The organism is Pseudomonas jessenii (assembly GCF_002236115.1).
GTDB lineage: Bacteria > Pseudomonadota > Gammaproteobacteria > Pseudomonadales > Pseudomonadaceae > Aquipseudomonas > Aquipseudomonas jessenii.
On sequence record NZ_NIWT01000001.1, the window covers coordinates 390,711 to 417,072 of the forward strand.

31 protein-coding genes are annotated in these 26,362 nt (G+C 58.9%); 12 read left to right on the top strand and 19 right to left on the bottom strand.

Translation table 11 applies throughout. The features are described from left to right. Nucleotides 1-14: 14 nt before the first annotated feature. The 5 genes from PSJE_RS01800 (at nucleotide 15) to PSJE_RS01820 (ending at nucleotide 7,741) form a co-directional block, all read left to right on the top strand. Nucleotides 15-2,525, top strand: coding sequence for an efflux RND transporter permease subunit (locus tag PSJE_RS01800; protein WP_167362866.1), 2,511 nt, complete (start codon nucleotides 15-17; stop codon nucleotides 2,523-2,525). 37 nt (nucleotides 2,526-2,562) lie between these two features. Beyond that, the gene (locus PSJE_RS01805) at nucleotides 2,563-4,341 is read left to right on the top strand and encodes an acyl-CoA dehydrogenase C-terminal domain-containing protein (RefSeq protein WP_090455498.1); all 1,779 of its coding nucleotides are present in this window, start codon (nucleotides 2,563-2,565) and stop codon (nucleotides 4,339-4,341) included. Between the two features lie 37 nt (nucleotides 4,342-4,378). After that, a complete protein-coding gene (locus PSJE_RS01810) occupies nucleotides 4,379-5,113 on the top strand; it encodes an NAD(P)H-dependent oxidoreductase (protein WP_090455496.1) in 735 nt (244 codons plus the stop codon). A 161-nt stretch (nucleotides 5,114-5,274) separates the two neighbouring features. Then, nucleotides 5,275-6,870, top strand: coding sequence for an MltF family protein (locus PSJE_RS01815; RefSeq protein WP_208601461.1), 1,596 nt, complete (start codon nucleotides 5,275-5,277; stop codon nucleotides 6,868-6,870). 265 nt (nucleotides 6,871-7,135) lie between these two features. After that, entirely contained in the window at nucleotides 7,136-7,741 is a 606-nt protein-coding gene (locus tag PSJE_RS01820; protein WP_057714639.1) for a transglycosylase SLT domain-containing protein, read from the top strand. A 272-nt stretch (nucleotides 7,742-8,013) separates the two neighbouring features. Here PSJE_RS01820 and PSJE_RS01825 read toward each other — a convergent pair whose 3' ends face one another. Beyond that, nucleotides 8,014-8,196, bottom strand: coding sequence for a hypothetical protein (locus tag PSJE_RS01825; RefSeq protein WP_057714641.1), 183 nt, complete (start codon nucleotides 8,194-8,196; stop codon nucleotides 8,014-8,016). Nucleotides 8,197-8,395: 199 nt separating this feature from the next. Here PSJE_RS01825 and PSJE_RS30175 point away from each other — a divergent pair, with 199 nt between their 5' ends. Further along, a complete protein-coding gene (locus PSJE_RS30175) occupies nucleotides 8,396-8,617 on the top strand; it encodes a hypothetical protein (RefSeq protein WP_139212700.1) in 222 nt (73 codons plus the stop codon). A gap of 6 nt (nucleotides 8,618-8,623) precedes the next feature. Here PSJE_RS30175 and PSJE_RS01830 read toward each other — a convergent pair whose 3' ends face one another. Together PSJE_RS01830 and PSJE_RS01835 are read right to left on the bottom strand one after the other, a co-directional pair. Beyond that, complete coding sequence (locus tag PSJE_RS01830) at nucleotides 8,624-8,818, bottom strand: hypothetical protein (protein ID WP_090455493.1); 195 nt, start codon at nucleotides 8,816-8,818, stop codon at nucleotides 8,624-8,626. A 93-nt stretch (nucleotides 8,819-8,911) separates the two neighbouring features. Next, nucleotides 8,912-9,754: an NAD(P)H-binding protein gene (locus tag PSJE_RS01835; protein WP_090455491.1), complete on the bottom strand. Its 843-nt coding sequence runs from the start codon at nucleotides 9,752-9,754 to the stop codon at nucleotides 8,912-8,914. A 177-nt stretch (nucleotides 9,755-9,931) separates the two neighbouring features. Between PSJE_RS01835 and PSJE_RS01840 the strand changes: the two genes are divergently transcribed. After that, on the top strand, nucleotides 9,932-10,597 hold the full coding sequence (locus PSJE_RS01840) for a TetR/AcrR family transcriptional regulator (RefSeq protein ID WP_090455490.1): 666 nt from the start codon (nucleotides 9,932-9,934) through the stop codon (nucleotides 10,595-10,597). 25 nt (nucleotides 10,598-10,622) lie between these two features. On the opposite strand, the gene PSJE_RS01845 is transcribed toward PSJE_RS01840, so the two are convergent. The 8 genes from PSJE_RS01845 to PSJE_RS01880 form a co-directional block, all read right to left on the bottom strand. Beyond that, nucleotides 10,623-10,907 (bottom strand): hypothetical protein, encoded by a 285-nt coding sequence (locus tag PSJE_RS01845; protein ID WP_090455488.1) that lies wholly within the window; start codon nucleotides 10,905-10,907, stop codon nucleotides 10,623-10,625. 206 nt (nucleotides 10,908-11,113) lie between these two features. After that, nucleotides 11,114-11,344, bottom strand: a complete 231-nt coding sequence (locus PSJE_RS01850; protein WP_057714650.1) for a hypothetical protein — start codon at nucleotides 11,342-11,344, stop codon at nucleotides 11,114-11,116. Nucleotides 11,345-11,474: 130 nt separating this feature from the next. Next, complete coding sequence (locus PSJE_RS01855) at nucleotides 11,475-11,696, bottom strand: hypothetical protein (protein WP_090455487.1); 222 nt, start codon at nucleotides 11,694-11,696, stop codon at nucleotides 11,475-11,477. A 72-nt stretch (nucleotides 11,697-11,768) separates the two neighbouring features. Then, a complete protein-coding gene (locus tag PSJE_RS01860) occupies nucleotides 11,769-12,794 on the bottom strand; it encodes a DNA topoisomerase IB (RefSeq protein WP_191622251.1) in 1,026 nt (341 codons plus the stop codon). A 75-nt stretch (nucleotides 12,795-12,869) separates the two neighbouring features. Next, nucleotides 12,870-13,949 carry a molybdenum ABC transporter ATP-binding protein gene (gene modC / locus PSJE_RS01865; protein ID WP_090455485.1) on the bottom strand — a complete coding sequence of 360 codons (1,080 nt, stop codon included), beginning with the start codon at nucleotides 13,947-13,949 and terminating at the stop codon, nucleotides 12,870-12,872. Between the two features lie 3 nt (nucleotides 13,950-13,952). Then, complete coding sequence (modB, locus tag PSJE_RS01870; protein WP_090455483.1) at nucleotides 13,953-14,633, bottom strand: molybdate ABC transporter permease subunit; 681 nt, start codon at nucleotides 14,631-14,633, stop codon at nucleotides 13,953-13,955. Then, nucleotides 14,634-15,401 (bottom strand): molybdate ABC transporter substrate-binding protein, encoded by a 768-nt coding sequence (modA, locus tag PSJE_RS01875; RefSeq protein WP_090455482.1) that lies wholly within the window; start codon nucleotides 15,399-15,401, stop codon nucleotides 14,634-14,636. It abuts the gene before it with no gap. A 122-nt stretch (nucleotides 15,402-15,523) separates the two neighbouring features. Then, complete coding sequence (locus PSJE_RS01880) at nucleotides 15,524-16,591, bottom strand: NAD(P)H-dependent flavin oxidoreductase (protein ID WP_090455480.1); 1,068 nt, start codon at nucleotides 16,589-16,591, stop codon at nucleotides 15,524-15,526. Between the two features lie 154 nt (nucleotides 16,592-16,745). Here PSJE_RS01880 and acuI point away from each other — a divergent pair, with 154 nt between their 5' ends. Then, nucleotides 16,746-17,729, top strand: coding sequence for an acrylyl-CoA reductase (NADPH) (acuI, locus tag PSJE_RS01885; protein WP_090455478.1), 984 nt, complete (start codon nucleotides 16,746-16,748; stop codon nucleotides 17,727-17,729). Here the strand turns inward: acuI and ada are convergent, their stop codons facing one another. The 5 genes from ada to PSJE_RS01910 form a co-directional block, all read right to left on the bottom strand. Further along, nucleotides 17,730-18,794 carry a bifunctional DNA-binding transcriptional regulator/O6-methylguanine-DNA methyltransferase Ada gene (gene ada, locus PSJE_RS01890; RefSeq protein ID WP_090455476.1) on the bottom strand — a complete coding sequence of 355 codons (1,065 nt, stop codon included), beginning with the start codon at nucleotides 18,792-18,794 and terminating at the stop codon, nucleotides 17,730-17,732. 87 nt (nucleotides 18,795-18,881) lie between these two features. After that, nucleotides 18,882-19,562 carry a DNA oxidative demethylase AlkB gene (gene alkB / locus PSJE_RS01895; protein WP_090455474.1) on the bottom strand — a complete coding sequence of 227 codons (681 nt, stop codon included), beginning with the start codon at nucleotides 19,560-19,562 and terminating at the stop codon, nucleotides 18,882-18,884. Further along, on the bottom strand, nucleotides 19,552-20,256 hold the full coding sequence (locus PSJE_RS01900) for a 2OG-Fe(II) oxygenase (protein WP_090455472.1): 705 nt from the start codon (nucleotides 20,254-20,256) through the stop codon (nucleotides 19,552-19,554). Before PSJE_RS01900 ends, alkB begins: the two co-directional genes overlap by 11 nt. 117 nt (nucleotides 20,257-20,373) lie before the next feature. Next, nucleotides 20,374-20,541: a hypothetical protein gene (locus PSJE_RS31225; RefSeq protein ID WP_090455470.1), complete on the bottom strand. Its 168-nt coding sequence runs from the start codon at nucleotides 20,539-20,541 to the stop codon at nucleotides 20,374-20,376. A 37-nt stretch (nucleotides 20,542-20,578) separates the two neighbouring features. Further along, nucleotides 20,579-20,881 (bottom strand): DUF1883 domain-containing protein, encoded by a 303-nt coding sequence (locus PSJE_RS01910; RefSeq protein WP_007912251.1) that lies wholly within the window; start codon nucleotides 20,879-20,881, stop codon nucleotides 20,579-20,581. Between the two features lie 201 nt (nucleotides 20,882-21,082). On the opposite strand from PSJE_RS01910, the gene PSJE_RS01915 reads away from it, so the two are divergent. Both PSJE_RS01915 and PSJE_RS01920 read left to right on the top strand, forming a co-directional pair. Then, nucleotides 21,083-21,439 carry a hypothetical protein gene (locus PSJE_RS01915; RefSeq protein ID WP_057714660.1) on the top strand — a complete coding sequence of 119 codons (357 nt, stop codon included), beginning with the start codon at nucleotides 21,083-21,085 and terminating at the stop codon, nucleotides 21,437-21,439. A gap of 72 nt (nucleotides 21,440-21,511) precedes the next feature. Next, nucleotides 21,512-21,742 carry a hypothetical protein gene (locus tag PSJE_RS01920; RefSeq protein WP_008053025.1) on the top strand — a complete coding sequence of 77 codons (231 nt, stop codon included), beginning with the start codon at nucleotides 21,512-21,514 and terminating at the stop codon, nucleotides 21,740-21,742. A gap of 11 nt (nucleotides 21,743-21,753) precedes the next feature. Here PSJE_RS01920 and PSJE_RS01925 read toward each other — a convergent pair whose 3' ends face one another. Continuing rightward, on the bottom strand, nucleotides 21,754-22,035 hold the full coding sequence (locus PSJE_RS01925; RefSeq protein WP_057714661.1) for a hypothetical protein: 282 nt from the start codon (nucleotides 22,033-22,035) through the stop codon (nucleotides 21,754-21,756). 138 nt (nucleotides 22,036-22,173) lie between these two features. After that, entirely contained in the window at nucleotides 22,174-22,362 is a 189-nt protein-coding gene (locus PSJE_RS01930) for a hypothetical protein (RefSeq protein WP_007985505.1), read from the bottom strand. 288 nt (nucleotides 22,363-22,650) lie between these two features. On the opposite strand from PSJE_RS01930, the gene galU reads away from it, so the two are divergent. Next, nucleotides 22,651-23,490, top strand: a complete 840-nt coding sequence (gene galU / locus PSJE_RS01935; protein ID WP_056724500.1) for a UTP--glucose-1-phosphate uridylyltransferase GalU — start codon at nucleotides 22,651-22,653, stop codon at nucleotides 23,488-23,490. A 130-nt stretch (nucleotides 23,491-23,620) separates the two neighbouring features. Further along, on the top strand, nucleotides 23,621-24,979 hold the full coding sequence (gorA, locus tag PSJE_RS01940; protein ID WP_090455468.1) for a glutathione-disulfide reductase: 1,359 nt from the start codon (nucleotides 23,621-23,623) through the stop codon (nucleotides 24,977-24,979). Here the strand turns inward: gorA and PSJE_RS01945 are convergent. Then, on the bottom strand, nucleotides 24,976-25,986 hold the full coding sequence (locus PSJE_RS01945; RefSeq protein WP_057714663.1) for a DNA-binding protein: 1,011 nt from the start codon (nucleotides 25,984-25,986) through the stop codon (nucleotides 24,976-24,978). The genes gorA and PSJE_RS01945 overlap by 4 nt on opposite strands. Nucleotides 25,987-26,362: the final 376 nt, after the last annotated feature.

The following is a 26,362-nucleotide window of genomic DNA, read 5'->3' on the forward strand; positions in this document are numbered from 1 at the left end:
GTGAGTACCTAGACATGGGCAATTTGAAACAAGACACCATGCCGGTGATCCGCGAACTGCTGGACTTCGACCGGCGCTCCGGCAATCTGCTGGAGCGGCTGGTGTTCAATCATCGCCCGCTGTTCATGCTGCTGATGGCGCTGGCTACGGTGGTGCTGGGTTACATGGCCGTGACGCGCCTGGAACTGCGTCCCAGCTTCGAAAAGATGATTCCGCAGAGCCAGCCCTACATCCAGAATTACCTGGAGAACCGCCAGTCGCTGCGCGGTCTGGGCAACTCGGTGCGGGTGGTGGTGGAAAACACCCAGGGCGACATCTTCGATCCGCACTACCTGACGGTTCTCAAACAGGTCAATGACGAACTGTTTCTCATGCAGGGCGTCGATCGTGCCTGGATGAAATCGTTGTGGAGTTCGGCTGTGCGCTGGACCGAAGTCACCGAACAAGGCTTCCAGGGCGGCCCGGTGATGCCTGACAGTTATCAGGGTTCTGCATCGGACATTGAGCAACTGCGCCAGAACATCAACCGTGCCGGTATCGTCGGCAGCCTGGTAGCCAGTGATTTCAAGTCGAGCATGCTCATCGTGCCACTGCTGGACAAGGCCTCTGCCACTGGCCAGAGCATCAACTACCACGAATTTTCCCGGCTGCTCGAAGAGCGCTTGCGCGACAAGATCGAGTTCGCCAGCGGCACCTTGCACAAGGCTGGGGAGGAGGGCACGGGCAAGTACAAGGTTCGGATCATCGGTTTCGCCAAACTGATGGGCGACCTGATCGACGGCCTCATTCAAGTGATTATGTTCTTCGGCCTGGCGGTCGTCACTTCGCTGGTCATCATCTACGCCTACACCCGTTGCGTGCGCAGCACCCTGCTGGTGGTTGGCTGTTCGCTGGTCGCGGTGGTCTGGCAACTGGGCATCGTCGCCTGGCTCGGTTACGCCATCGATCCGTACTCGGTGCTGGTGCCGTTCCTGATCTTCGCCATCGGCGTGTCCCACGCGGCGCAGAAGATGAACGGCATCATGCAGGACATCGCTCGTGGCACCCACAAGCTGATCGCCGCACGCTACACCTTCCGCCGTCTGTTCATCGCTGGCGTCACCGCGTTGCTGGCCGATGCTGTGGGCTTTGCGGTGCTGATGCTGATCGATATCCCGGTGATCCAGGACCTGGCGATCACCGCCAGCATCGGCGTCGCGGTGCTGATCTTCACCTCGCTGTTGCTGATGCCGGTGGCGCTGTCCTATGTCGGTGTGGGCGCGAAAGCCGCCGAGCGTGCGCTGAAAATCGACAACCGCGCCGAACACCACAAAGGCTTCGGCAAACTGTGGGACTTGCTCGACCGTTTCACCACGCGCAAGTGGGCCACCGGCACCGTGCTGGTGGCGCTGTTGCTGGGTGTCGGTGGTTTCGTGGTCAGCCTGCAACTGAAAATAGGTGACCTCGACAGCGGTGCGCCGGAGCTGCGCGCGGACTCGCGCTATAACCGCGACAACGCCTACATCACCAGCCACTACGCGCTGTCCAGCGATCAGTTTGCAGTGATGATCAAGACCGCGCCGGAAGGCTGCCTGGACTACAAGACCCTGGTGCTCGCCGACCGCCTGGCCTGGAAGCTGCAACAGCATCCGGGAGTGCAGACCACCGTGTCCTTGGTCAATGCAATACGGCAGATCACCGCCGGCACCTACGAAGGTAACCCCAAGCTCAACAACATTCAGCGCAACCAGAACGTGTTGAACTACGCCGCCCAGCAAGCCTCGGTCAATGCCCCGGAGCTGTTCAATACCGACTGCTCGCTGATGCCGGTGATCACCTTCCTCAAGGATCACAAGGCTGAAACCCTCGATGCCGTGGTGGCCATCGCCGACCAGTTCGCCAAGGAAAACAGCAGCGACGATCGCCAGTTCCTGCTCGCCGCCGGTACCGCCGGGATCGAGGCCGCGACCAACATCGTGGTGCGCGAAGCCAACCGCACCATGCTGCTGTACGTGTATGCGGCGGTGACGCTGTTCTGCCTGATCACCTTCCGCAGCTGGCGCGCCACGCTGGTGGCGCTGTTGCCGCTGGTGCTGACCTCGATCCTCTGCGAGGCCTTGATGGTGGCCATGGGCATTGGCGTGAAAGTCGCGACCTTGCCGGTCATCGCCCTCGGGGTGGGGATCGGTGTGGACTACGCCTTGTACCTGCTCAGCGTGCAACTGCAGTACCAACGCCAGGGCCTGTCGCTGTCGGATGCCTACCGCAATGCCGTGGCCTTCACCGGCCGGGTGGTGGGACTGGTGGGCATCACCCTGGCGGCCGGCGTGGTGTGCTGGGTCTGGTCACCCATCAAGTTCCAGGCCGACATGGGCATCCTGCTGACCTTCATGTTCCTGTGGAACATGCTCGGGGCGTTGATCCTGATTCCGGCGCTGTCGTATTTCCTTCTGAACGGCGATCGGCGCCGCAAGGAAACGGTTGTCCCGCAAGGTCAAGTCGTAGCCCTCAAGCCTCACTACTCTGTCGGCAATGGCAAATCCTGAATGTGTACTGTCCAATTTCCAAGCGAGCGATTTCATCATGGCTGACTACAAAGCACCCCTGCGCGATATGCGCTTCGTTCTCAATGAAGTGTTCGAAGTTTCCAGGCTTTGGGCGCAACTGCCAGCCCTGGCCAACGTGGTGGACGAAGACACCGCCAGCGCTATTCTCGAAGAAGCCGGCAAAGCCATCGCCGGTACCATTGCCCCGCTTAACCGCAGCGGCGACGAAGAAGGCTGCTCCTGGATCGACGGCGCGGTGCAAACCCCGAGGGGCTTCCCCGAGGCCTACCAGGCCTACGCCGCTGGCGGCTGGACCAGCGTCGGTGGCGACGACCGGTTCGGTGGCATGGGCATGCCCAAGGTAATTACCGCCCAGGTCGAAGAGATGCTTAATTCGGCCAACCTGTCATTCGGCCTGTATCCGATGCTGACCGCCGGCGCCTGCCTGTCGATCAATGCCCATGGCAGCGAAGCGCTGAAAGCGACCTACCTTCCGAACATGTATGCCGGTGTCTGGGCCGGTTCCATGTGCTTGACCGAGCCACACGCCGGTACCGACCTGGGCATTATCCGCACCAGGGCCGAGCCACAAGCCGACGGCAGCTACAAGGTCAGCGGCACCAAGATCTTCATCACCGGCGGTGAGCACGACCTCACCGAAAACATCATTCACCTGGTGTTGGCCAGACTGCCGGATGCTCCGCCAGGTCCCAAAGGCATTTCGCTGTTCCTGGTGCCGAAACTCATGGTCGATGCCAACGGCGCGTTGGGTGAACGCAACAGCCTGTCCTGCGGTTCGATCGAGCACAAGATGGGCATCAAGGCCTCGGCCACCTGTGTGATGAATTTCGACGGCGCCACCGGTTACATCATCGATGCGCCGAACAAAGGCCTGGCGGCGATGTTCACCATGATGAACTACGAACGCCTGGGCGTCGGGATCCAGGGCCTGTCCCTCGGTGAACGCTCCTATCAGAACGCCGTCGAATACGCCCGCGACCGAATCCAGAGCCGTGCGCCAACCGGCCCGGTCGACCCGGACAAGGTCGCCGATCCGATCATCGTGCACCCGGACGTGCGCCGCATGTTGCTGACCATGAAAGCGTTGAACGAAGGCGGTCGCGCGTTCTCCAGCTACGTAGCCCTGCAACTCGATAGCGCAAAATACAGCGAAGATGCCGTCAGCCGCCAACGCGCGCAAGAACGGGTGGTTCTGCTGACGCCGGTGGCCAAGGCGTTCCTCACCGATATGGGCCTGGAAACCACGGTGCACGGACAGCAGATCTTCGGCGGTCACGGTTTTATCCGTGAGTGGGGTCAGGAACAGCTGATCCGCGACTGCCGCATCACCCAGATCTACGAAGGCACCAACGGTATCCAGGCACTCGACCTGCTGGGTCGTAAAGTGCTCGGTAGCGGCGGGGCGTACTACAACCTGTTCGCTGACGAAATTCGACAATTTACCGCAACGGCCAGCGCTGACCTGGCCGAGTTCACCAGGCCGCTGAACGATGCCGTGAAGACCCTCGACGAACTGACCGCGTGGTTGCTCGATCGGGCGAAATCCAACCCGAATGAAATCGGCGCGGCGTCAGTCGAATACCTACACGTATTCGGCTATACCGCTTACGCGTACATGTGGGCGCTGATGTCACGTACCGCGCTGTTGAGGCAGGACCAGGACGTCTTTTACCGGACCAAACTGGGGACTGCGCGCTTCTTCTTCGCTCGTCTGTTGCCTCGGGTCCACTCCTTGGCCGCTTCGGTCAAGGCCGGTAGCGAAAGCCTGTACCTGCTGGATGCCGATCAATTCTGACATGGCGAACGAATCAATCAAATTTCAAGGAAACCCCATGAACGTTTTAATCGTGCATGCCCATCCCGAGCCGAAATCCTTTACCGCTGCGCTGCGCGACCAAGCGGTAGAGACCTTGCAGGCGCAAGGACATCAGGTCCAGGTATCCGACCTGTACGCGATGAACTGGAACCCGGTGGCCAGTGCCGAGGACTTCTGCGTCAGAGAGAATCCCGAGTATCTGGTTTACGCACTCGAACAACGACGCAACTGCAAAGAGCAGACGCTCGCCGCCGATATCCAGCAAGAGCTGGACAAGCTCTTGTGGGCGGACCTGCTGATCCTCAACTTTCCGATCTACTGGTTCTCGACGCCGGCCATCCTCAAGGGCTGGATTGATCGGGTTCTGGTGTCCGGCATCTGCTATGGCGGTAAACGGTTCTACGACCAGGGCGGTCTGAGCGGTAAAAAAGCACTGGTGACTGTTACGTTGGGCGGGCGCGAACATATGTTCGGCGAGGGTGCGATCCATGGTCCCCTGGAAGACATGTTGCGCCCGCTCTTGCGCGGGACGTTGGCCTATGTCGGGTTGGAGGTGCTGAAGCCTTTTGTCGGTTGGCATGTGCCGTACATCAGTGCTGAAGCTCGACAGGATTTTTTGCTCAGCTATCGCCAACGCCTGGAGCATATCGATGCTGATGAACCCATGGAGTACCCAAACTTGAGCCAATTCGATGATCAGCTTTATCCCGTCGAACCCATTTCCGTAAAACCGGACACCTACTCCTTGTGATGCCTTGGGCCTGACTCTCTGAAGAGACGCGGTTTTCCCCTTGATCAAGCTGAATCCACAGCCAGAAGCCGTCATTCAGTATCTCGCGCACCCGGCATCCAGGCCTGGAACTGCAGTCATCGCTGAACTAGGCTTTGCTGTGTTCTTCTGGATGCACGGTCTTGGCCATCTTGGCAAGTCAGGCGAAAGCAACGCGTGGAGCTCTGATCATGTTGGGAGCGAGCGATCTGGTAACACACCGTACTCCTACACGATCAACGCTGATCATCCACGCCGTTGCGGCGCTCGTATTCGCTCTTTTCACCGGCCCGACCCATGCCGCAGCCGAGGCAGAGTCGTCCCCCCAGGCACCGCCGCGTGAGCAACTCACTATCTCGACCGAGGGCGTACCGTGGACCGGAGATCTCGACGGGATGATCGATCGACGGGTCATCCGGGTCCTGACGGTCTACAGCAAGACTTTTTATTTTGTCGATAGGGGAGTCCAACGCGGTACGACTTACGACTTTTTTCGCGTATTCGAGGAGGATCTGAACAAGAAACTGGCCAAGGATAAAAAGCTGAAGAGCAAGGCTCTGAAAGTGCGGGTGGTGTTCATTCCTGTCGCTCGGGATGAACTGCTGCCGGCGCTGACTGCCGGCAGGGGCGATATTGCGGCGTCTAACCTCACCGTGACTGAGGAGCGCAGGACGCTGGTTGATTTTTCCTCGCCGATCTATCGCAACGTCAGCGAAGTAGTGGTATCCGGTCCAGACTCACTCGCGGTGGCCAACGTGGACGAGTTAGCGGGAAAGGTGGTCTTCGTTCGCAAGTCCTCCAGTTATTACGAGAGCCTGATGTCCCTCAACCAGCGCTTCGCCAACGAGAAAAAACCTGCGGTCATTCTCAAGGAGGCACCGGAGGCTTTGGAGGATGAGGATTTGATCGAGATGCTGAGCGCCGGCATGATTCCCCTCATCGTCGTGGACAAGCACAAAGCGGACTTCTGGAAGAAAGTGTTCCCAGATATCACGGTGCATGACGAGGTCACCTTACGCACCGGCGGCGAAATTGCCTGGGCGATGCGCAAGGGCAGTCCGCAGCTCCAGGCCGCTACCAACGATTTCATTGCTCGCCACGGCCAAGGGAGCACAGCCGGGAACATGATCCTGACGCGTTACTTGAAAAACGAAAAATATGTGAAGGACTCTGTCTCCGAGTCCGAACGCAAGAAATTTATCGAATTGATTCAGTACTTCCAGCAGTACGGGGACAAATACGATGTGGACTGGTTACTGATGGCCGCCCAGGGGTACCAGGAATCTCAACTGAATCAGGCAGCCAAGAGCAAGGTGGGCGCCATTGGCGTCATGCAGGTCATGCCCGCCACCGGCAAGGAACTTGGCGTCGGCAACATTGCTGAAGTCGAGCCAAACATTAACGCCGGGATCAAGTACATGCGTTGGATGATCGACCAGTACTATGACAAGGAGCCCATGACCAAACTGGACAAGGCCCTGTTCGCCTTCGCTTCCTACAATGCAGGGGCGGGCAGAATTTCCAAACTTCGCAAAGAGGCCGCCAAGCGAGGACTGGATCCGAACGTCTGGTTCCATAACGTTGAGTATGTTGTCGCCGAGAAGATCGGTGCGGAGACGGTGACCTACGTCAGTAATATCTACAAGTACTTCATTGCCTACCAATTGATCATGCAAGCCAATGCGGCGAAAGGTGAGGCTGCGCAGAAGTTCAAAGACCAGAGCAAAGAGGCTCCTTGACGTATCAATGTGCTCCAAAAGATCGCTCGATACAGCATCGAACTGAATATCTGCATCACCCACGTTTCCGTGGACCGCATTGAATGGCAATAAGGCGCAGCAAGAGCAGATAGCCTGCGTGCAATAGGGACTTACAAAGAAGCCTCTCGATAAGGGTGACGCGATCAAGCTGGATGTCTTCTGACGTTTTTGCCTGCACCTGCCTGACTCAGGCGCCTTGCAGTAAACGGAGGGTACCTTATGCCCTTATTTTTGAGGGTAATGAATGAAACAAGGACAGGTTCTGCTGTTGGCTTTGTTGATGCTGTTTTTAACGGGGTGCACGACTACGCCGCCAAAAGACCAAGGCAATCTCTGCAGTATTTACCGTGAGTATCCCGACTGGTATGAGGATTCGCTGCAAATGCAGAGTGAATATGGGACGCCTCTGCATGTGGCCATGGCGATCATGAAGCAGGAAAGCAGTTACGTGGCGGACGCATTGCCGCCTCGTGACTACCTGCTCTGGGTGATCCCCTGGGGGCGAGTCAGTTCGGCCTACGGTTATGCGCAGGCTCAAGACCCGGTGTGGGGTGAGTACAAGGACAATACGGGCAACGGTGGTTCGCGTGACAGTTTTGACGACGCGATCATGTTTATCGGTTGGTACACCACTGGCACCCAACGTCAGCTCGGAATCTCCAAATGGGACACCTACAATCAGTACCTGGCCTATCACGAGGGGCGTGGGGGCTTTAGCCGCAATACCTATCGCAGTAAACCCTGGCTGATGCAGGTTGCCCAGAAAGTGCAAAAGCAGTCAGAGATTTACAACGCTCAACTTAAAGTGTGTCGCCAAGAGTTGGAAGATGATCGTAGCGGGTGGTTTTAACGCATTTACGAAAAAAACCCCGCATCTCCTGGGGGAAGATGCGGGGAAAAGTATTACACATGGTGAGGAAGGTCGGCCTCCTCGAAAGCAGACTGGCTGTATTCGAAGCGTCCGTTAAAGGTGTCACCTGTAAACCTCACCTTGGCCAACGCCCCCTCGACGCATATTTAAAGCCGAGGGAGAGGGGCGAGCGAAATCAATAATTATCAAAGACAGATTAATAAATACGGATATGACGTCGTGGATAGCCTCTCGGTGATGGCGTCGCGAGGTCAAGCCTGTTCCAAAAGAAGTCTGGCGGTGCTGATAGGCAAGGGGTGAGGTGCATTGATCCGGCCTTCCAATCTGATCACGAACGCCAAGGCCTCTGCGTAGCTGCGAAACTCAACGCACCACGCGTTCATCCATACATTCCAGCCTTCCGGTTTGCTCGCCTTCTCGATTTTTATCAGCATCCTGGAATCCCTCCATGTGGTGGTTTAGCCTGGTCTCGAACCGGGGAAAACCGAAGTGCGGTGTGTGAATGTTTGTCTGCGTGGCCTGGGTGACGACGCAGGACAAAACAGTAAATCTGCTCAGGAAAGTCAGCCTCTGCAAATGCGGTTTTGATGGCAGTCGAAGCTTTCGTCAAAAACGTCACCTGCGGGCCCTGCCATGGCTAACCCTCCTCTTGGCACATTTAAAGCCGATAGAGGGGAGTGTTTGGAAATTAATAATTATCAAAAATGGATTTACGGCGGCGGGGGGGATTCAGACGTTGGAACCGTGTTTGCGTTCGATTGGGCATTCTCTAAAGCAAGGGCTTGCAAGCGAAAGCGGATGCAAGCCCTTGTTTTTTTCTATTCCATTATTTCTATCTTGATCGTGATTGCCTGATGCTTTTCAGGACGTCGGGTCTGCCTTGCGGCGATCGCTGCCGGCCGGGTTGCCGGTATCGATCAGCCTTCTTTCCAGCAGTACGTTTTCCAGGGCCTGGCGGTCTGACGGGTTCATCTGATGTTCTCGCTCCTTGAGTTCCAACAGGATCGGGGTCGACCACTGGCGGTAGGTTTGTTCAGCACTACGATTGAGTGACATGGGTTCCTCCTTGATCAGGCTCCTGCCAATAAAGGCGCCGCACTTCGATACGCCAAAAAACCCTAGTCGACGAAGCCTGTTCCCGCCACTGCTTTACGTCGGACTGCCATTGCCCCAGATGCCCGTAGCGGCAGTGCGCCGTACGTAGTCGCCAAAGTCGCGCGCCGGCCGTCCCAGCGCCCGCTGTACACCATCGGCCACGGGTGTGTTGCGCCCGTCCAGCACAGTCGTGAAGAGATACAACACCAGGTCGATCAACGCCGGGGGAAGCTGTTCCTGTTCCATTGCCTGTCGATACGCGTCCGCCGGTACGGCCACCAATTCGATCTTGCGACCGGTGGAACGGGCAATCTCGGTCACGGCTTGAGCAAAGGTCAACGCCCGAGGGCCGGTAAGTTCATAGAGCTGGTTGGTGTGTCCGGGTTGGGTCAGTGCCGCGACGGCACACTCGGCGATGTCTTCTGCATCGACAAAGGGCTCGGCGACCTGGCCGACGGGGAGTGCAAGCTCACCTTGCACAATGGGTTCAAGAAAGTGTGCCTCGCTGAAATTCTGGCAGAACCAACTGGCCCGCAGAATCGTCCAGTCAATCCCGCTGTCCTGTACGACGCGTTCGGCCTGTTGCGCTTCAACTTCGCCGCGCCCGGATAACAAGACCAGTTTGCGGACGCCGCTTTTCACCGCCAGGTCGGTGAACGCCTGGATGGTTTCAACGGCGCCTGGAACGGCGAGGTCCGGTTGAAAGGAAATGTAGACGCAATGAACGCCATCGATTACGGCGTCCCAGGTCGATCGATCTTCCCAGTCGAAGGGTGGATTGGCATCGCGCGAACCCCGGCGAACGGGCAGGCCGGCAGTCTCGAGCCGTTGTGTGATGCGCCGTCCGGTTTTGCCGGTGGCGCCGAGGACCAGCGTGATGGGTTGGGCCGTTTTCATCGCGTTCATCTCCATCGATTAATGTGAGTGATGCTCATGTTTAAAAGATGATAGATGCTCATGTTTCGCCGTCAACCCATCAGATCGAATTCCCCGACGTGCGGCATCTGTTGTTGGGCGCAGGGAATGGCGATGCTAAGGTGAGTACATGTCACGTTTTTGAACGGGAACTCACTCGTGCGCAAGAAAACTTCTGAAACCCTCGAACAGCCTGCTGCACAAGCGGTTCGACGCAATCCCACGCAACAGCGCAGCCGCGATCGTCAGGAGCGGATTCTGGCCATGGCCACTCAATTGATCGCGGACAAGGGCAGCGATCAACTCAAGATGAGTGAAATCGCCGAGCGCTCCGAGATCTCGATCGGTTCCCTTTATCAGTATTTCCCTGACAAGAGTTCCGTGATCCGTACGCTGGCCGAGCGCTATAACGCTGAAAGCCGTCGTTGCATTGCCGAGGCAATGGAGGCTGTCGAGGATGCCCATGGTTTGCGCGCCGCCTATTCGCAGTTGCTCGATCTGTATTACGAGATCGTGATGACGACACCGGTGATGCGTGACATCTGGTCCGGTATGCAGGCCGACAAGCAGTTGTTGCAGCTGGAACTGGAGGAGAGCCGGGTTGCCGGAGCCCTGCTGGCCCAGGCGATGCTACACGTGTATCCCGACTGCGACGAGCAACAGGTCGAGGAGTCCGCGTTTTTGATCTGGCACCTGGGCGAGGCGACCATGCGGTTGGCGGTCACTTGTGCACCCGTTGAGGGGCGAGCACTGGTCGAGGCGTTCAAGCGCATGTCCCTGCGCGAGATCATGGAGCCCGCGCGCAGGGACATCGTCTTGCCGTAAAAACCTGACGGCTACTTCATGCTCCCTAAACGAAGGGTTGGCTGCCAAAGCCACGGGGCAGTCGTTGCAGGCCGGCCATCGCGGTCAGCCGCTCGGTCCAGGCTGAACGCCAGTCATTGGCGGTGTGCACGGCTTTGGCTTTGCGTGCTGCGCGGCGGGCGGCGTTGCGCTCAGCCTTGCGGGCTTCTTTGTAGGCGTCGGTGTTTCGGCAGCTTCGGCATTTCACCCGGTTGAGTTCGCGGGTCGATACGAGGTTGTTGCCGTGGTGACCGCAGGCCAGGTGCCCGCTGACTTTGAAATGAGTGACCATTGGAACGTCTCCTTCGTGACGTGTGAGCGGTTGACTCCACGTGAGCGGGGACGTTCGATTGGTTTTGCGCAACAAAGAATCCCGGTTCCAGGCCGGGTTGTGAGAAGGGATGGAAATCCAGCAGGCAGCCAAGGGTGTGGAGACGTACGGTCACCAATCATGCTGCCCGAATAGGGCCTTTTCCCGCACCGCGAATCCGTGACGGATCATCTGAACCGGGGCAGAGGCCGGTCGACAGGCTTGAGAGACGACAGCGTGTGCCGGATCAGCGGCGTGTCCTTCTCAATGTCGTTCAGGCGATCACGAATTCTGAGGGCGGTGGGGTGTCCGCCTTGATGATCGACCCAGTCGGCGATTTCCTTGCAGGCTGCGGCCAGGCGAGCCTGACGGGAGTCCAGCAAGGTGAGCAGGGTGGTGATGGACTCTTTTTCGGACATGGGAAGCACCTCCGTTCAAGAAACCTGGGTGTGGCAGCAAAAAGCCCGCCTAGGGCGAGCTTTCTGCCGAAAGGGTTACTGATCCTTCAACTATCTCAGTATAGACCCGTTAAAAAATGGTGACGAGCCGTCAACTTTGTCGGGCTGTCACTTGTGATTGAGCGTTCAACTGACGGCAAACACGCACAGCGTCTTCTTCACTATCGTAGCCATCTCCGATGAAGCCTTGGGTGCGGGTATCGGCGATGCGGTACCAGACTGCGGCATCCGGTGGCAGGTGGTCATATTCACCCGCACGGCGACCATGGATGATGATCTTTTTGCAACGCTTCACGACGAAAATGTCTTCCATGGCGTCTCCGCAGCGGATACGTGTTCAGTTCAACTATAGAAGCCATTGGTGATCGTGCAAAAAATAGGCAGGTCAATTCGTCGATTCAGATGCTGCCAGCGTTTTCTGCAGAAAGTTCGCCAGCCCGACTTCCTCGGCCGAGAGTCCCTTGCGCGCTCTCGGCCTGGGCAGTTGCGCCAAAGCGCCCAGAGGGAAGCCATCCAGCACCGCCGGGTGGATATAGCACTTGCGGCACACCGCCGGGGTGTTGCCCAGCTGCCTGGCAACGTCCTTGACCATCTCCACCAGGTGCCGCCTGGCGTCTGTTTCAGGCTCCCAATGCCGCTTGCGCAGTATCGCCAGAGCCAGAACGCTGCCAGCCCAGGTGCGGTAGTCCTTGGCGGTGAAATCGGTGCCGCTGAGCGTTTGCAAATAGCTGTTGATGTCGGATGAAGTGACGGTGTGCCGGTCACCGTTTTCATCCAGATACTGAAACAGGTTCTGCCCGGGTATTTCCTGGCAGCGCTTGATGATCCGGGCCAGTCGGCGGTCTTTTACGGTGATCTGGTGTTCGACGCCACTTTTGCCGCGGAACTGGAACAGGATGGCACTGCCGTTGATCTCTACATGGCGGCTGCGCAAGGTCGTCAGGCCGTAGGAACGGTTGTCCCGGGCATATTGGCTGTTGCCGATGCGGATCAGCGTCGAGTCGAGCAGGGTAATGACCGTGGCCATGACTTTGTCGCGACTGAATCCCGGTGCCGCCAATACGGCTTCCAGCCGTTGGCGCAGTTTCGGCAAGGCCAGCCCGAATTCACGCAGGCGCAAGTACTTGTCGGCGTCACGCACCTCCCGCCAGCGGGGGTGATAACGGTATTGCTTGCGACCCCGGGCGTCGTGGCCGGTGGCCTGCAGATGCCCGCGTGGATCGGCGCAAATCCACACCTTGGTATAGGCGGGCGGCACCGCGAGGGTGTTGAGGCGTTCGATTGCGTCGGGGTCGGTGATGCGCTGACCGGCCGGGTCGAAATAGGCGAATTTTCCGCGCAGTTTCCTGCGGGTGATGCCCGGCTGGGTGTCATCGACATAATGCAGGTCAGGTGGCAGTCCATCGGACATGACAAGCGTCCTGGGCAAGGAGTTACGGGGCGTTACAGCCATTGACCTCGCTCCGGTGCAGTCGTGCCTTCGGATTTACGCCAGCACCGCGACCGCTTTGATTTGTGCCCACAGTGGCTGGCCGGGATGGATGTTCAGTTGATCACGGGAATAACGCGTGATCCGCGCAAGCAATGGCGTGCCGGCAGCGTCCAGGCGAATCAGCACATGGGCGGCGTTGTCGGCGCTCATTTCGCTGACCACAGTGACCGGCAGGCGATTGAGAATGCTGCTTTGCCCGGTATTGTCCAGGCTCAGGCTCACATCCCGCGCCTGGACCTTGCAGCGCAGTGCCTGGCCCGCATCCAGTGGCGTATGAGGCACACGGATGTTGAGGGTAGTGTCGGGCAATTGCAGGCTCAGCAATTGATAGTCGGCGTCATAAGCGCTGACGCGACCTTCGATCACCACACCCGCGTCATCCCCCATTGCCAGCGGCAAGTCGAGGCGTGCCAGGGTCTGGCCGATCGGGCCGCTGGCCAGTGCCCTGCCGTTGCTGAGCAACACGATATGGTCGGCCAGCCGCGCAACTTCATCCTGGGAGTGGCTGACGTACAGCACCGGGATGTCGAGTTCGTCGTGCAGGCGTTGCAAGTAGGGCAGGATTTCACCTTTGCGTTGGGCATCCAGGGCCGCCAGAGGTTCGTCCATCAACAACAGTTTCGGGCTGGTGAGCAAGGCGCGGGCGATGCCGACGCGCTGTCGCTCACCGCCTGAAAGGTGTTGCGGGTGCCGGTCCAGCAAATGGCTGATGCCCAGCAACTCGGTGGCGTGGGCCATGTCGACCCGACGCTGCGGCTTGGGGATGCGCTTGAGGCCGAATGCCAGGTTGGCCAGCACCGACAGATGAGGAAACAGGCTGGCTTCCTGGAACACATAGCCCAGCGCGCGCTTGTGCGGCGCGACGAAGATCCGGTTGTCGCTGTCTTGCCAGACTTCATCGTTAACCTGGACAAAGCCTTGCTCGGCCCGTTCCAGGCCGGCGATGCAGCGCAGGCAAGTGGTCTTGCCAGAGCCGGAGTGGCCGTAAAGCGCAGTGACGCCACGGCCAGGCACCTGCAGATCGACGTCCAGGGCGAAGCCCGAATAACGTAGTTTCAGACGCATTTGAATCATCGGTCAGCTCCAGCCCGCTTTGGTTTTACGACTGGAATACAGCGCCAGCAGGACGACAAACGAGAACACCAGCATTGCCCCGGCCAGCCAATGGGCCTGGGCATACTCCATGGCTTCGACGTGATCGTAGATCTGCACCGAGACCACGCGGGTCTTCTCGGGAATGTTGCCGCCGATCATCAGCACCACGCCGAACTCGCCGACGGTGTGGGCAAAGCCGAGAATGGCCGCGGTAATGAAACCGGGGCGGGCCAGGGGCAGTGTCACGCTGAAAAAGGTATCCCAGGGATTGGCCCGCAAGGTCGCGGCCACTTCGAGCGGGCGCGTGCCAATCGAGGAAAAAGCGTTTTGCAGCGGCTGGACCACAAACGGCATCGAATACAGCACCGAACCGATGACCAGCCCCGCAAAACTGAACGTGAGGGTGCCAAGGCCGAGTGATTGGGTGAGCTGGCCAAGGTACCCATGAGGGCCGAGGGCCAGCAACAGATAGAAACCAATCACCGTCGGTGGCAGCACCAGGGGCAGGGCGACAATCGCCCCGACCGGACCGCGCAACCAGGAGCGGGTGCGCGACAGCCATAACGCAATCGGAGTGCCGACAATCAACAGGATGACGGTCGTCAGGGACGCCAGTTTCAGGGTCAGCCAGATGGCGGAAAAATCGGCACTCGATAGCGACATTTAGATTTCGTAACCGTAGGACTTGATGACAGCTGCCGCTTTCGGCCCCTTGAGGTAGTCAACCAGTGCCTTGGCGGCCGGGTTGTCCTTGCCCTTGTTGAGAATCACCGCGTCTTGCTTGATCGGGTCGTGCAGGCTGGCGGGAACGATCCAGGCCGAACCGCTGGTGATCTTGCCGTCCTTGTAGATCTGCGACAGGGCGACAAAACCCAACTCGGCGTTGCCGGTGGAGACGAACTGGTAGGCCTGGCTGATGTTCTGGCCTTCGACGATCTTGTCCTTGACCTTGTCGGTCAAACCTTCCCTGGCCAGTACCTGGGTCGCCGCCAGGCCATAAGGCGCGGCTTTGGGGTTGGCGATGGACAGGTGCTGGTATTCGTTCTTTTTCAGCACATTGCCCTTGGCATCGACGTAGCCTTCCTTGGCCGACCACAGCGCCAGCGTACCGACGGCGTAGGTGAAGCGCGAACCCTTGACGGAGTCGCCTTCGGCTTCAAGCTTTTTCGGGGTGCTGTCGTCTGCCGAGAGGAACACTTCGAACGGCGCGCCGTTTTTGATCTGGGTGTAGAACTGGCCGGTGGCGCCAAAGGAGGCGACCAGTTTATGCCCGGTGTCTTTTTCGAAATCAGCGGCGATGGCCTGGATGGGGGCGGTGAAGTTGGCGGCGACGGCCACCTGGACTTCGTCCGCCTGGGCTGAGCCGAAGGCGAATACGGCGAGAAGGCTCGCCAGGCAGGTCGGGGCAAAACGTGAGGCACGAATGGTCATGAAACGGCTCCGTTAAAGGCAATGGCGGCAGGTTAATCGTTATGTACAAAAATATATAGCGAATTGCCTTTAAACGGAATGTGTTGCCGCAAAATTGTATACAATTTTAATGGGGGTGATGCTCAGGGACGACCTGGCAGTCTCGCTAATCCTTCTTCAGCCAGCTTTCTAGTCAGTGCTTCGGTGGTCAATTCGACCCCGAGGGTAAATGCCTGGCCGGCCCAGAGGTTGCTGAAGTCCGCTTCACCTTTGGCCCGCAACGGCATCAGCGCGCCACCGGCAAGGGGGAAGGCCGGGGCCTTGGCGCTCATGGGCCCCAGCTCACGCATCACCCGATTGAGGATGCCCCGGGCCGGGCGGCCGGTGAACACGTTGGTGACGGCCGTCTCGCTTTCCCGGGCGGTTCGCAAGGCTTTGTGATGGGAAGGGCTGACCTTGGCCTCTGGCGTGAACAGGTACGCCGTACCCACCTGCACCGCCGAAGCACCGAGCATGAAGGCCGCGGCGACGCCTCGTGCGTCAGCGATGCCGCCGGCGGCAATCACCGGCACCTTCACCGCATCGACGACTTGGGGCACCAGGGCGAAAGTCCCCACCTGACTGCTCAGGTCATCGCTGAGAAACATTCCGCGATGGCCCCCGGCTTCGTAGCCCATGGCAATGATTGCATCACAACCATGCTGTTCCAGCCACACGGCTTCTGCGACGGTGGTGGCCGAGGACAGCACCTTCGCGCCGGTGGCCTTGACCCGGTCGAGCAGGGATTTTTCCGGCAGGCCAAAGTGGAAACTCACCACTTCAGGGCGAAACGCTTCGACCACTTCGCAGGCCGCATTATCGAACGGCGCCCGGTTGGACACCGGCGTCGGCGCATCGAAGTCGGCGCCGAGTTCCTGGTAGTAAGGTTGCAACAGGTTTTTCCAGTCCTGCGCGCGTTGCTCATCCGGAGCCGGAGGTTGATGACAGAAGAAGTTGACGTTGATCGGGCGCCGGGTGTGTTGGCGGATGGTTTTGAGCTCTTCGCGCAGTTGATCCGTGCTGAGCATCGCTGCTGGCATCGAGCCCAGGCCGCCGGCATTGCAGGTTGCAATCACCATGGAAGAGTTTGTGGCACCGGCCATCGGCCCCTGAATGATCGGCAGTTCGATCCCGAGCAGGTCAAGAATGCGGGTATCTGGCCATTGGTTCATGTGCTGTGTTCTCCGACGTTGAATCCGGGTAGGGGCGGTAGAACAGGATTTGTATCGCAACGATTGGCGCAAGGCCAGTCGTCATTTCGGCGGGTGAGGCTTATGTGTTATTTCAATTGCACCACCCACAGACTGATTCCATTGAGAGGCCGTAATGTTCAAAGGCATTTTGATCGACAAAGACGACAGCGGTTACCGGGCCACACTGCAAGAGATCCAGGACGATCAGTTACCCGAGGGCGATGTCACGGTGCGTGTGGCCTACAGCACGCTGAACTTCAAGGATGGCCTGGCGATTACCGGCAGCAGTCCGGTAGTGCGCAAATTCCCGATGGTGCCGGGGATCGACCTGGCCGGTGTCGTCGAAGTCAGCGGGCATCCGGACTACAAGGTCGGTGACCAGGTCCTGCTCAATGGCTGGGGCGTGGGTGAAGGGCATTGGGGTGGATTGGCGCAGAAGGCTCGCCTGAACGGTGACTGGCTGATCCCGCTGCCCAAGGCGTTTACCGCGGCTCAGGCGATGGCCATCGGTACGGCGGGCTACACGGCCATGCTGTGCATCCTGGCACTGGAGCACAACGGCGTGACGCCCGGGCAGGGTGACATTCTGGTGACTGGCGCCAACGGTGGCGTCGGCAGTTTTGCCATCGCCTTGCTGAGCAGGCTCGGCTACCGGGTGGTCGCGTCCACCGGACGGACCTCGGAGCACGACTACCTGAAGCAACTGGGCGCCAGCGAAATCATCGATCGCGCCACCTTGTCCGCGCCGGGCAAGCCGTTGGCCAAGGAGCGCTGGGCGGCCGTCATCGACTCGGTCGGCAGCCACACCCTGGCCAATGCGTGCGCCAGCACCCAGGCCAACGGCACCGTCGCGGCCTGCGGTCTGGCCCAGGGCATGGACTTTCCCGCATCCGTTGCGCCGTTCATCTTGCGCGGCGTGACCCTGGCTGGCATCAACAGCGTGACCCAGCCCAAAGCCAAGCGCGTGGAAGCCTGGAATCGCCTGGCCCGGGATCTGGACTTCAATCTGTTGCCGCTGATCAGTCACGAAATCGGCTTGAGCGAAGCCATCGAAGCCGCGCCACGCTTGCTTGCCGGGCAGTTGCGTGGGCGCGTGGTGGTGGATGTGAACCGCTGATCACTGCGATTCGCGCTGCAGCAATTGACGTTTGCGCTCGACACCCCAGCGATAGCCCGACAGATTTCCATCGCTGCGCACCACGCGATGGCAAGGGATCGCCACCGCCAGGCTGTTCGCGCCGCAGGCCTGGGCCACGGCGCGAACGGCTTTTGGTTGACCGATGCGTTGGGCGACATCGGCGTAGCTGGCAGTGCTGCCCACGGGAATCTCTCGCAGCGCTTGCCAGACACGCTCCTGAAACGCCGTGCCGCGTACGTCCAGCGGCAAATCAAGGCCAATGGCCGGCGCCTCGATAAAACCGACGACCCGGGCAATCAATTGCTCGAACTCATGATCGGCACCGATCAGGTTGGCGCGGCGGAATTTGTCTTGCAGATCACAGACCAGTTGGTGCGGATCATCGCCCAGCAGGATCGCACAGACCCCACGCTCACTCTGCGCCACCAGAATCGCTCCCAGCGAACACTGGCCGACGGCAAAACGAATGTCGTTGTTTTGACCGGCCGCGCGGTAGTCTCCGGGTTTCATTCCCAGCAGTTGGTCTGCCGCTTCATAAAACCGGCTGTTGGAGTTGAAGCCGGCGTCATACAGGGCATCGGTCACCGAGCCGCCGTCCGCCAGTCGCTCGCGTACCTTGCGTGAACGATGGGCATCGGCGTAGCCCTTGGGCGTCAGGCCGGTGACGGCTTTGAACACGCGATGGAAATGGAAGCTGCTCAGGCCCGCCGCCTCGGCCAATTCGCCCAGGGCGGGCAGCGTTTGCGCGCTTTCGATCTGGCGGCACGCGGCGGCCACGGTGGTGGCATGTTGCGCGGCGAGTTCGCTCTGATCCTTCGTCGCGCGTTTGCTCGGACGATAACCCGCGGCCCGGGCCTGTTCGGCGCTATCGAAGAATTCGACATTGTGTGGTTTGGGCAAGCGCGCGAGGCTGCTGGGGTTGCAGTAGATGCCTGTGGTCTTCACGGCATAGACAAACTGCCCGTCAGCCTTGGGATCGCGCGCAACCACGGCGGCCCAGCGCGGATCGTTTTCAGTGGCGATTTTGGTCGATCGGGTTGTCATGGCGTCACGTCCATTGAGGGGTTGCCTGCACATTAACTGTGGGGCAGTTGCCACACACTCCGGCGCTTGCGGTCAAATTCGAAGGCTTTATCCGGCGGTACGGAAGGTGAAGTTGATGCGTTGCTCGCCCAGTTTCGGATGATGGCCGTCCTTGATCGGCAACACGCCGTGATAACGCAGGCGATCCACGCCACCCCAGACCACGATGTCGCCATGGAACAGGGGAACGCGCTGACTTTTGTCGCTGCGTGCAAAACCGCCGAACAGGAACATCGCCGGCAAACCCAGGGATACCGAAACGATGGGGGCGGCGTAGGAATGTTCGTCCTTATCCTGATGCAATGACATTTTTGCCCCGGGGATATAACGGTTGATCAGGCAGGAATCCGGCGCAAAACCGGTGAACCCTGCTGCCTGTGCCGCTGCTTGTGCCAGTTGGAAAAACACCTCGGGCATCATTGGCCAGGGCTTTGCGGTGTCTGGATCGAGGCGGGTGTACCGATAACCGCTGCGGTCAGTGGTCCAGCCGAATTGGCCACAACTGCTCAGGGCGACCGACATGGTGAAACCGCCGGGTGTGACCATCTGCCGAAACGGCGCGGCCGCCAGCACTTCTTCCAGGGCAGGCAGCAAACGCTCCAGCCAGGGCAGGGCGAAGCCTCTGAGCACGTAGGACTGTTCGCCGATCTGCTCGCGCCTGGGCTGTTGCTCGGGTTCTGCATCGGCAAACAGATCGAAAGTCTGCGGATTCATGGGTTCATGACGCATCGTGAAAGATGATTCCAAGGGTATGCCGTTTACCGCTGTGCAGGCGACTCACGCCGTGACGCAGGGTAACGCGGTAGTAACCGCGAGTGCCTTTGACTGGACGCTGGTTGACCGCAAAGATCAGCCCGTCACCTTTCTTCAGATCGATGACCATCGGGCGTGACTGCATTCGCGGGCGCTGTTCAGTCAGGACAAATTCGCCGCCGGTGAAGTCTTGATCCGGGTCTGACAGCAGGATCGCCACTTGCAGCGGGAAAACGTGCTCACCGTACAGATCCTGATGCAAGCAGTTGTAGTCCTGCGGACCATATTGCAGCAACAAGGGGGTCGGACGGTTCTGACCAGCGGCATGGCAATGTTCGAGGAAGGCTGGAAGGGTTTCAGGAAAACGCTCCGGCAAGCCCATCTGTTCATGCCAGCGATTGGCGATGGGCAACAGTCGTGGGTAGAGCGCGCTGCGCAAGCGGGCCACAAGTTCCGGCAAGGGGTAGTTGAAATACTTGTACTCGCCTCGGCCGAACCCGTGGCGAGCCATCACCACGTGGGAGCGAAACAGTTCGGTGCGAGGGTACCAGGCGCTGACCTGCCCGCAAGCCTTGTGACTCAGCAGTGACGGGATGACGGCGCAGCCGTCCTGATCAAGTTGCTGCTCCAGCCGGGGCCAGTCCAGTCTGTCCAGATATTGCTCGCTCATTGCCGGGCCTCTTGTGATGGAGGTGGTCAGTCTGCAAGGCAAAAATAAAGCTGGCACTCCGCTGCTTGCGGTCGAACTGCGAGCGGGAGCCGACGTCCATTGTCGCTCCGGATCGTGTTACAACGCTTTGCTGACGCTGATGTCGCTGATGACGTCGTCCTGTCCATGAATGGCATCCAGCGCCGCCTTGGCTTCTTCCTGGGTGCCGTTTTCAAGCTGGGCAAACTCGAAGCGGCGCTCACCGTTGAGTTTGTATTTGATGACGTACTTGGTCGTTTGGGCCACGGTTGTATCTGCCTGTCTTGTGTTTCGGGTTCGCTGATCAGCTCAGTTTCGTGCTGGAGCGGCGAATGATTTTGATCGAGTGCGTCAGGGTGGGTTTGCGCGTCACGCTGATAGCGCGGCGGTTGACGGTGTCGATCGTGATGTTCCAGAAACCGGTGCTAGGGGCTGTGATGCGGGCCGGAAACGTGTCGAATGCACCGCCGTGATAGGTGTGACGACCGCCATTCTTGAAGCTGCGGAAGTTGGCGTCGTTCATCAAGCGGATGTTGCACATTTGGGAGCATTGAATGACGACGATGTCGTCTTCATTGAGGTGCTCGCGCTGATGGATAAATTTCATGAGGCGCCTCCAGAAGGGCTTTTTCTACAAAATCAAAACGATAGCATGGGCGATTGGCGCAGTTTATCAGCCCGAAGGCCTTATTATCCGGCCGCTTCTACAATTAAAAACGCTTATTTCACATTTGATGAGCGATAAAGCAGTTTGTCTCGGAGAAAAATCGCAGTTGCGCTGTCCGAGGGTCTTTAACGGAGGTTTGGTATGAAGTGGGGTTTGTGGTTGTTGCCGATGGCATTGACGATCAGTGGTTGCGCGAACGTCTCGGACATCAACGAGTCCTTGCCGACGATGAACGTGATTTCTGGCAAGAAGCCCCATGAATACGCGCAATGCCTGAGCGAAAAACTGGCCGATAGCCGAGGCGCCTTGCAGATCCAGTCGCACAAGGATGGCTTGCGCGTGATCGTGCCGCTCAAATTTTCCGTGGGGCCGTCTGCCGTGTTTGACATCGAAGAACGCTCCGGCGGCAGCAGCATCAAGCTGCACGAGAGCATGTCCAATGTCCCGGTGCGGCCAAAGGATGTGCAGAAGGCTGCCAACGAGTGCATTTCCGGCTGATAGACTATCGACCATCAGCACCGATGCCGCCAAAGCCCTGCTTTGGCGGCATCGTTATTTCTGGAGTCGAACATGAAGCGAGAGCAGGTCCGGGAGCGGCATGCAGAGGGTTTAATCTCTGCCACCCATGTGATTCAGAATCCGGCGGAGCTGGGGGAATGGATCGTGTTTTTCAAGAAAAGCGCCGGGCGCAGCTATTTCCTGGTGGATGACAATGATGAAGTCGAGTCCTTCAGCCGCCTTGATGATCTGATCGATACCGTGCGCGGGCTTGGAATCAAATTCGCCGAAATCCATATGTAGGGCGTGGCGCGTTACCTGCAGATCACCACGACGTTGCGGCTCTTGTAGTTACCGACATCGGCGCCGAGGGTCTTTTCGCTCTCCTTGAGCGAGGGGGTGCCATCGGTTCCGACAATCTTGTAGCCGGTGCCCGCGCAGGACGCATCGGCCTTTTCGTAGCACGCCGCCCAAGAGTTGGCTTCCCCGGAGCAGTCAATCGATAGGCCTTGCTCTCCGTTAGCCAGGTAGGTTTGTTCCGACGTTGCGCAGCCGCTCAGGGCCAATACCGTCAGCAAAGGCAAAACTTTATTCATGGCTTGATCATCGTCAGGGGGGGTGGGCTAAGGCTGAGACAGCGCCGGATTCAAAAGGTTATAGCCAAAGGCCACTTCTTTTTCGGTATTCATAAAAAAGCCCTGCGCCATGGCAGGGCTTTTTGCATCGGGCGTCGATCAGCTCTTGTCTTTGCCGCGTCGCTTGGGTTCCGGGTGCTCAAGTTCCAGCACCGAGGCCACTTCGATTGCCAGGGCTTCGGAAGGGAAAGGCCCGGCGATATTTTCACCGGCGACACTGGCCACCCACCATTGGCCGTCTTTCTCCTGATTGATCAGGAATCCGTTGACGCTTTTTACTGCCGACATCTACTTGCCTCGTTGTCTGGTTCAATCGCGCCATGATACCGCCAAACACACTCAAGGGGTGCCGATGGGCGTATGGTGATGGGTTCCGGGCGGTAGAAACCGTGCATTTGCGCAAGTCTCTGCTATGCATAAGAGGCTGCGCAGCGACCTGCGCACTCCCGCAGGGAACTATCGGCAAGAATATTTCTCTATGTTGGCATCGGTTAGCCAGCGCGGGGCATTGTAAGGTGCACGCCGCCTGATTAGACTGCGCCGAAACTCGTACACACAGCCCTTTCAAGGACTTATATGATCAAGAAATGCTTGTTCCCAGCAGCCGGTTACGGTACTCGCTTCCTGCCAGCGACTAAAGCCATGCCCAAAGAAATGCTGCCGGTGGTGAACAAGCCACTGATCCAGTACGGCGTCGAAGAAGCACTGGATGCCGGCTTGACCGAAATCTCCATCGTCACCGGTCGCGGCAAGCGCGCCCTGGAAGACCACTTCGACATCAGCTACGAGCTGGAAAACCAGATCAAGGGCACCGACAAGGAGAAATACCTGGTCGGCATCCGCAAGTTGCTCGACGAGTGCTCGTTCTCCTACACCCGCCAGACCGAAATGAAAGGCCTGGGCCACGCGATCCTCACCGGCCGTCCACTGATCGGTGACGAACCGTTCGCCGTGGTACTGGCGGACGACCTGTGCGTCAACCTCGAAGGCGACGGCGTTCTGACCCAGATGGTCAAGCTGTACAAGCAGTTCCGCTGCTCGATCGTGGCCATCCAGGAAGTCGATCCGTCCGAGACCAACAAGTACGGCGTAATCGCCGGCGAGATGATCCGCGACGACATCTACCGCGTACACAGCATGGTTGAAAAACCAAAGCCGGAAGACGCACCGTCGAACCTGGCCATCATCGGCCGCTACATCCTGACCCCGGACATCTTCGACCTGATCGAACAGACCGAGCCAGGCAAGGGCGGCGAAATCCAGATCACCGACGCCCTGATGAAGCAGGCCCAGAACGGCTGCGTGATGGCCTACAAGTTCAAGGGCAAGCGTTTCGACTGCGGCGGCGCCGAAGGCTACATCGACGCGACCAACTTCTGCTTCGAGAACTTCTACAAGACGGGCAAGGCGTACTGATCGCTTTCGACCTGACTGTATTGAAAAGCCACCTTCGGGTGGCTTTTTCATTTTCAGGCCCCATATCGACTGCAGCGCTTGCCCAACAAATGTCTGCGGGTATGCTGGTCACCTGCCGAGGAGATTGAAAATGGCCTACGATTTTGACCTTTATGTGATTGGCGCCGGTTCCGGCGGTGTGCGGGCTGCGCGGTTTGCCGCCGGGTTCGGTGCGAAAGTGGCCGTGGCCGAAAGCCGCTATCTGGGCGGGACCTGTGTGAACGTCGGCTGTGTGCCGAAAAAATTGCTGGTCTACGGTGCGCACTTCGCCGAAGACTTCGAGCAGGCTTCCGGTTTTGGCTGGGGCCTGGATGAGGCGCAGTTCGACTGGCCGACGTTGATCGCCAACAAGGACCGCGAGATCAATCGCCTCAATGGCATTTATCGCAACCTGCTGGTCAACAGCGGCGTGACCTTGCATGAGGGCCACGCGAAGATCGTCGACCCGCATCAGGTCGAGATCAATGGCGAGCGTTTTACCGCCAGGAACATCCTGATCGCCACCGGCGGCTGGCCGCAGATTCCGGAGATTCCGGGGCATGAGCATGCCATCAGTTCCAACCAGGCGTTCTTCCTCAAAGAGCTGCCCAAGCGGGTGCTGGTGGTGGGCGGTGGCTACATTGCGGTCGAGTTCGCCGGGATCTTCCACGGCTTGGGTGCCAAGACCACGCTGCTGTATCGCGGCGAACTGTTCCTGCGTGGCTTCGATGGTTCCGTGCGCAAGCATTTGCAGGAAGAGTTGACCAAGCGCGGCATGGACCTGCAGTTCAACGCGGACATCGAGCGCATCGACAAGCTGGCCGATGGCAGCCTGAAAGTCACGCTCAAGGATGGTCGCCAGCTGGAAGCCGATTGCGTGTTCTACGCCACGGGTCGTCGTCCGATGCTGGACAATCTGGGGCTGGAAAACACCGGGGTCAAACTCGACAGGAAAGGCTTTGTCGAGGTCGATGAGCTGTATCAAACCGCCGAGCCGTCGATCCTGGCGCTGGGCGATGTGATCGGCCGTGTTCAGCTGACGCCGGTGGCCCTGGCTGAAGGCATGGCGGTGGCGCGACGCCTGTTCAAGCCAGAGCAGTATCGTCCGGTGGATTACAAGATGATCCCGACGGCGGTGTTCAGCCTGCCGAACATCGGCACTGTCGGTTTGACCGAGGAAGAGGCTCGCGAAGCCGGTCACGAGGTGCAGATCTTCGAAAGCCGCTTCCGGCCGATGAAGCTGACCCTGACCGAATGCCAGGAGCGCACGCTGATGAAACTGGTGGTGGACGCCAACACCGACAAGGTCCTGGGTTGCCACATGGTCGGCCCAGAAGCCGGTGAAATCGTCCAGGGCCTGGCGATTGCCTTGAAGGCCGGCGCCACCAAGCGCGACTTCGACGAAACCATCGGGGTGCACCCGACGGCCGCCGAAGAGTTCGTCACCATGCGTACGCCGGTCGCCGGTTAAGCGTCCTTCGCTGCGTCTGCCGCTGCCGCAAGGGTCGCGGCCAGACGTACGCGTTCTTCCAGATCCGTCCGGGTCTTGGCCAGATCCATTTCCAGTGACCTGTTGAGCTGCGACTGCTCATCGACGTTCTGCTTGAGTGCCTGGCTTTCCAGCAGGGCGACGCGCAGGCGTTCCTGGAGGAGGGTGCGCTCACCGTCGACGCGGGTGGCCTGTTCCAGCAACTGATCCTGACGGGTATTGCTTTGCTTGAGCTGTTCTTGCAGCAGGCTCAGTTCGCGCAGCGTGCCGCGGTTTTCAGTCAGCAAGCGTTCGTTGTCGCGGTGCAACTGGGTGATTTCATCCTGGCGTACCAGTGCGCTTTGTTGCGCCTGACGCAGTTCCATCTGTATCTGTTGCACCTGGCCTTCGTGGCGACTCATTTCCTGTTCGCGCTGTTCCTTGACCGCATTGCGGTAGTGCTCCAGTGCGTCGCGAGTGTGCAGGTGCTTTTCTTCAAGGGAGCGGATCTGCTCGTCCTTGTCTTTCAAGCGCAATTCGAAATCGGCTAGCGCCTGATTCAACCCGGCGTTGCGGGTTTGCTCCGTTTGCAGCATGGCTCGAGTTTCTTGCAGGGCCTCGGATTCCTGAGTCAGTGCCAGGCTTTGAAACTCGTATTGCTGGTGCAGTTCGCTGTTGTCCTCTTGCGCTTCGCCGAGCTGGTTTTCCAGCGCCTTGCGTTGTTCTTCGTACTGCGCGCGCGCCTGGTCGATGGGCTCTTGCGCCTGCTCCTTGAGTCTTTGCGCGAGCCGCGCCACCAGCGCCATCAGTTCGTCGTCGATCGGTTCTGTCGGCGCCTCGACAGGTTCGACCCGGTCATCGAGCTCCTTGAGGTAGCGATGAATCGTGGTTTTCGAGCCGGTATTGCCCATCTCGATCCGTACGGCATCGATGCTGGGGTTTTCGCCGCGGGCGAGGATCGCCAACCGAGCGGCTTGAACCACCGCTTTATTTACACCGCCGCGTGCCATGAGATCTCCCGGGTTTTGATGATGTGGTATGTACCACGTAAATACACATTGTACCATTCAATCAAAAAAGTTAAATGCTGAATGTGATTAACACGGGATATACTGGTATTACCCCGTGTGAACGAAGTTTCTAGGTATTCCTCGCACTGTTTCCGTACACCAACCCTTGTAGGAGCGAGCTTGCTCGCGAAAAACCCGAGAGCGCCACGGGGCATCTGCCAGCCAGCGTTATCGTTGACGATCATCGCGAGCGAGCTCGCTCCTACAGCGTTTTGTGTTTTTAACGCCAGCGGCCGATGCCCCTTGTAGGAGCGAGCGTGCTCGCGAAAAACCCGAGAACGCCGCGGGGCACGTGGCAGCCAGCGTTATCGTTGAC

Coding starts and splice junctions, on each gene's coding strand:
- PSJE_RS01915 (WP_057714660.1), top strand. CDS start 21,083: ATGAAGTGGGGTTTGTGGTTGTTGCCGATGGCATTGACGATCAGTGGT.
- PSJE_RS01800 (WP_167362866.1), top strand. CDS start 15: ATGGGCAATTTGAAACAAGACACCATGCCGGTGATCCGCGAACTGCTG.
- PSJE_RS01910 (WP_007912251.1), bottom strand. CDS start 20,881: ATGAAATTTATCCATCAGCGCGAGCACCTCAATGAAGACGACATCGTC.
- PSJE_RS01850 (WP_057714650.1), bottom strand. CDS start 11,344: ATGTCCGAAAAAGAGTCCATCACCACCCTGCTCACCTTGCTGGACTCC.
- PSJE_RS01820 (WP_057714639.1), top strand. CDS start 7,136: ATGAAACAAGGACAGGTTCTGCTGTTGGCTTTGTTGATGCTGTTTTTA.
- PSJE_RS01835 (WP_090455491.1), bottom strand. CDS start 9,754: ATGAAAACGGCCCAACCCATCACGCTGGTCCTCGGCGCCACCGGCAAA.
- PSJE_RS30175 (WP_139212700.1), top strand. CDS start 8,396: ATGGCTAACCCTCCTCTTGGCACATTTAAAGCCGATAGAGGGGAGTGT.
- PSJE_RS01860 (WP_191622251.1), bottom strand. CDS start 12,794: ATGTCCGATGGACTGCCACCTGACCTGCATTATGTCGATGACACCCAG.
- alkB (WP_090455474.1), bottom strand. CDS start 19,562: ATGCGTCATGAACCCATGAATCCGCAGACTTTCGATCTGTTTGCCGAT.
- PSJE_RS01920 (WP_008053025.1), top strand. CDS start 21,512: ATGAAGCGAGAGCAGGTCCGGGAGCGGCATGCAGAGGGTTTAATCTCT.
- modB (WP_090455483.1), bottom strand. CDS start 14,633: ATGTCGCTATCGAGTGCCGATTTTTCCGCCATCTGGCTGACCCTGAAA.
- galU (WP_056724500.1), top strand. CDS start 22,651: ATGATCAAGAAATGCTTGTTCCCAGCAGCCGGTTACGGTACTCGCTTC.
- PSJE_RS01830 (WP_090455493.1), bottom strand. CDS start 8,818: ATGTCACTCAATCGTAGTGCTGAACAAACCTACCGCCAGTGGTCGACC.
- PSJE_RS01855 (WP_090455487.1), bottom strand. CDS start 11,696: ATGGAAGACATTTTCGTCGTGAAGCGTTGCAAAAAGATCATCATCCAT.
- PSJE_RS01810 (WP_090455496.1), top strand. CDS start 4,379: ATGAACGTTTTAATCGTGCATGCCCATCCCGAGCCGAAATCCTTTACC.
- PSJE_RS01845 (WP_090455488.1), bottom strand. CDS start 10,907: ATGGTCACTCATTTCAAAGTCAGCGGGCACCTGGCCTGCGGTCACCAC.
- PSJE_RS01945 (WP_057714663.1), bottom strand. CDS start 25,986: ATGGCACGCGGCGGTGTAAATAAAGCGGTGGTTCAAGCCGCTCGGTTG.
- ada (WP_090455476.1), bottom strand. CDS start 18,794: ATGACAACCCGATCGACCAAAATCGCCACTGAAAACGATCCGCGCTGG.
- PSJE_RS01900 (WP_090455472.1), bottom strand. CDS start 20,256: ATGAGCGAGCAATATCTGGACAGACTGGACTGGCCCCGGCTGGAGCAG.
- acuI (WP_090455478.1), top strand. CDS start 16,746: ATGTTCAAAGGCATTTTGATCGACAAAGACGACAGCGGTTACCGGGCC.
- PSJE_RS01880 (WP_090455480.1), bottom strand. CDS start 16,591: ATGAACCAATGGCCAGATACCCGCATTCTTGACCTGCTCGGGATCGAA.
- modA (WP_090455482.1), bottom strand. CDS start 15,401: ATGACCATTCGTGCCTCACGTTTTGCCCCGACCTGCCTGGCGAGCCTT.
- modC (WP_090455485.1), bottom strand. CDS start 13,949: ATGATTCAAATGCGTCTGAAACTACGTTATTCGGGCTTCGCCCTGGAC.
- PSJE_RS01825 (WP_057714641.1), bottom strand. CDS start 8,196: ATGCTGATAAAAATCGAGAAGGCGAGCAAACCGGAAGGCTGGAATGTA.
- gorA (WP_090455468.1), top strand. CDS start 23,621: ATGGCCTACGATTTTGACCTTTATGTGATTGGCGCCGGTTCCGGCGGT.
- PSJE_RS01930 (WP_007985505.1), bottom strand. CDS start 22,362: ATGTCGGCAGTAAAAAGCGTCAACGGATTCCTGATCAATCAGGAGAAA.
- PSJE_RS01805 (WP_090455498.1), top strand. CDS start 2,563: ATGGCTGACTACAAAGCACCCCTGCGCGATATGCGCTTCGTTCTCAAT.
- PSJE_RS01925 (WP_057714661.1), bottom strand. CDS start 22,035: ATGAATAAAGTTTTGCCTTTGCTGACGGTATTGGCCCTGAGCGGCTGC.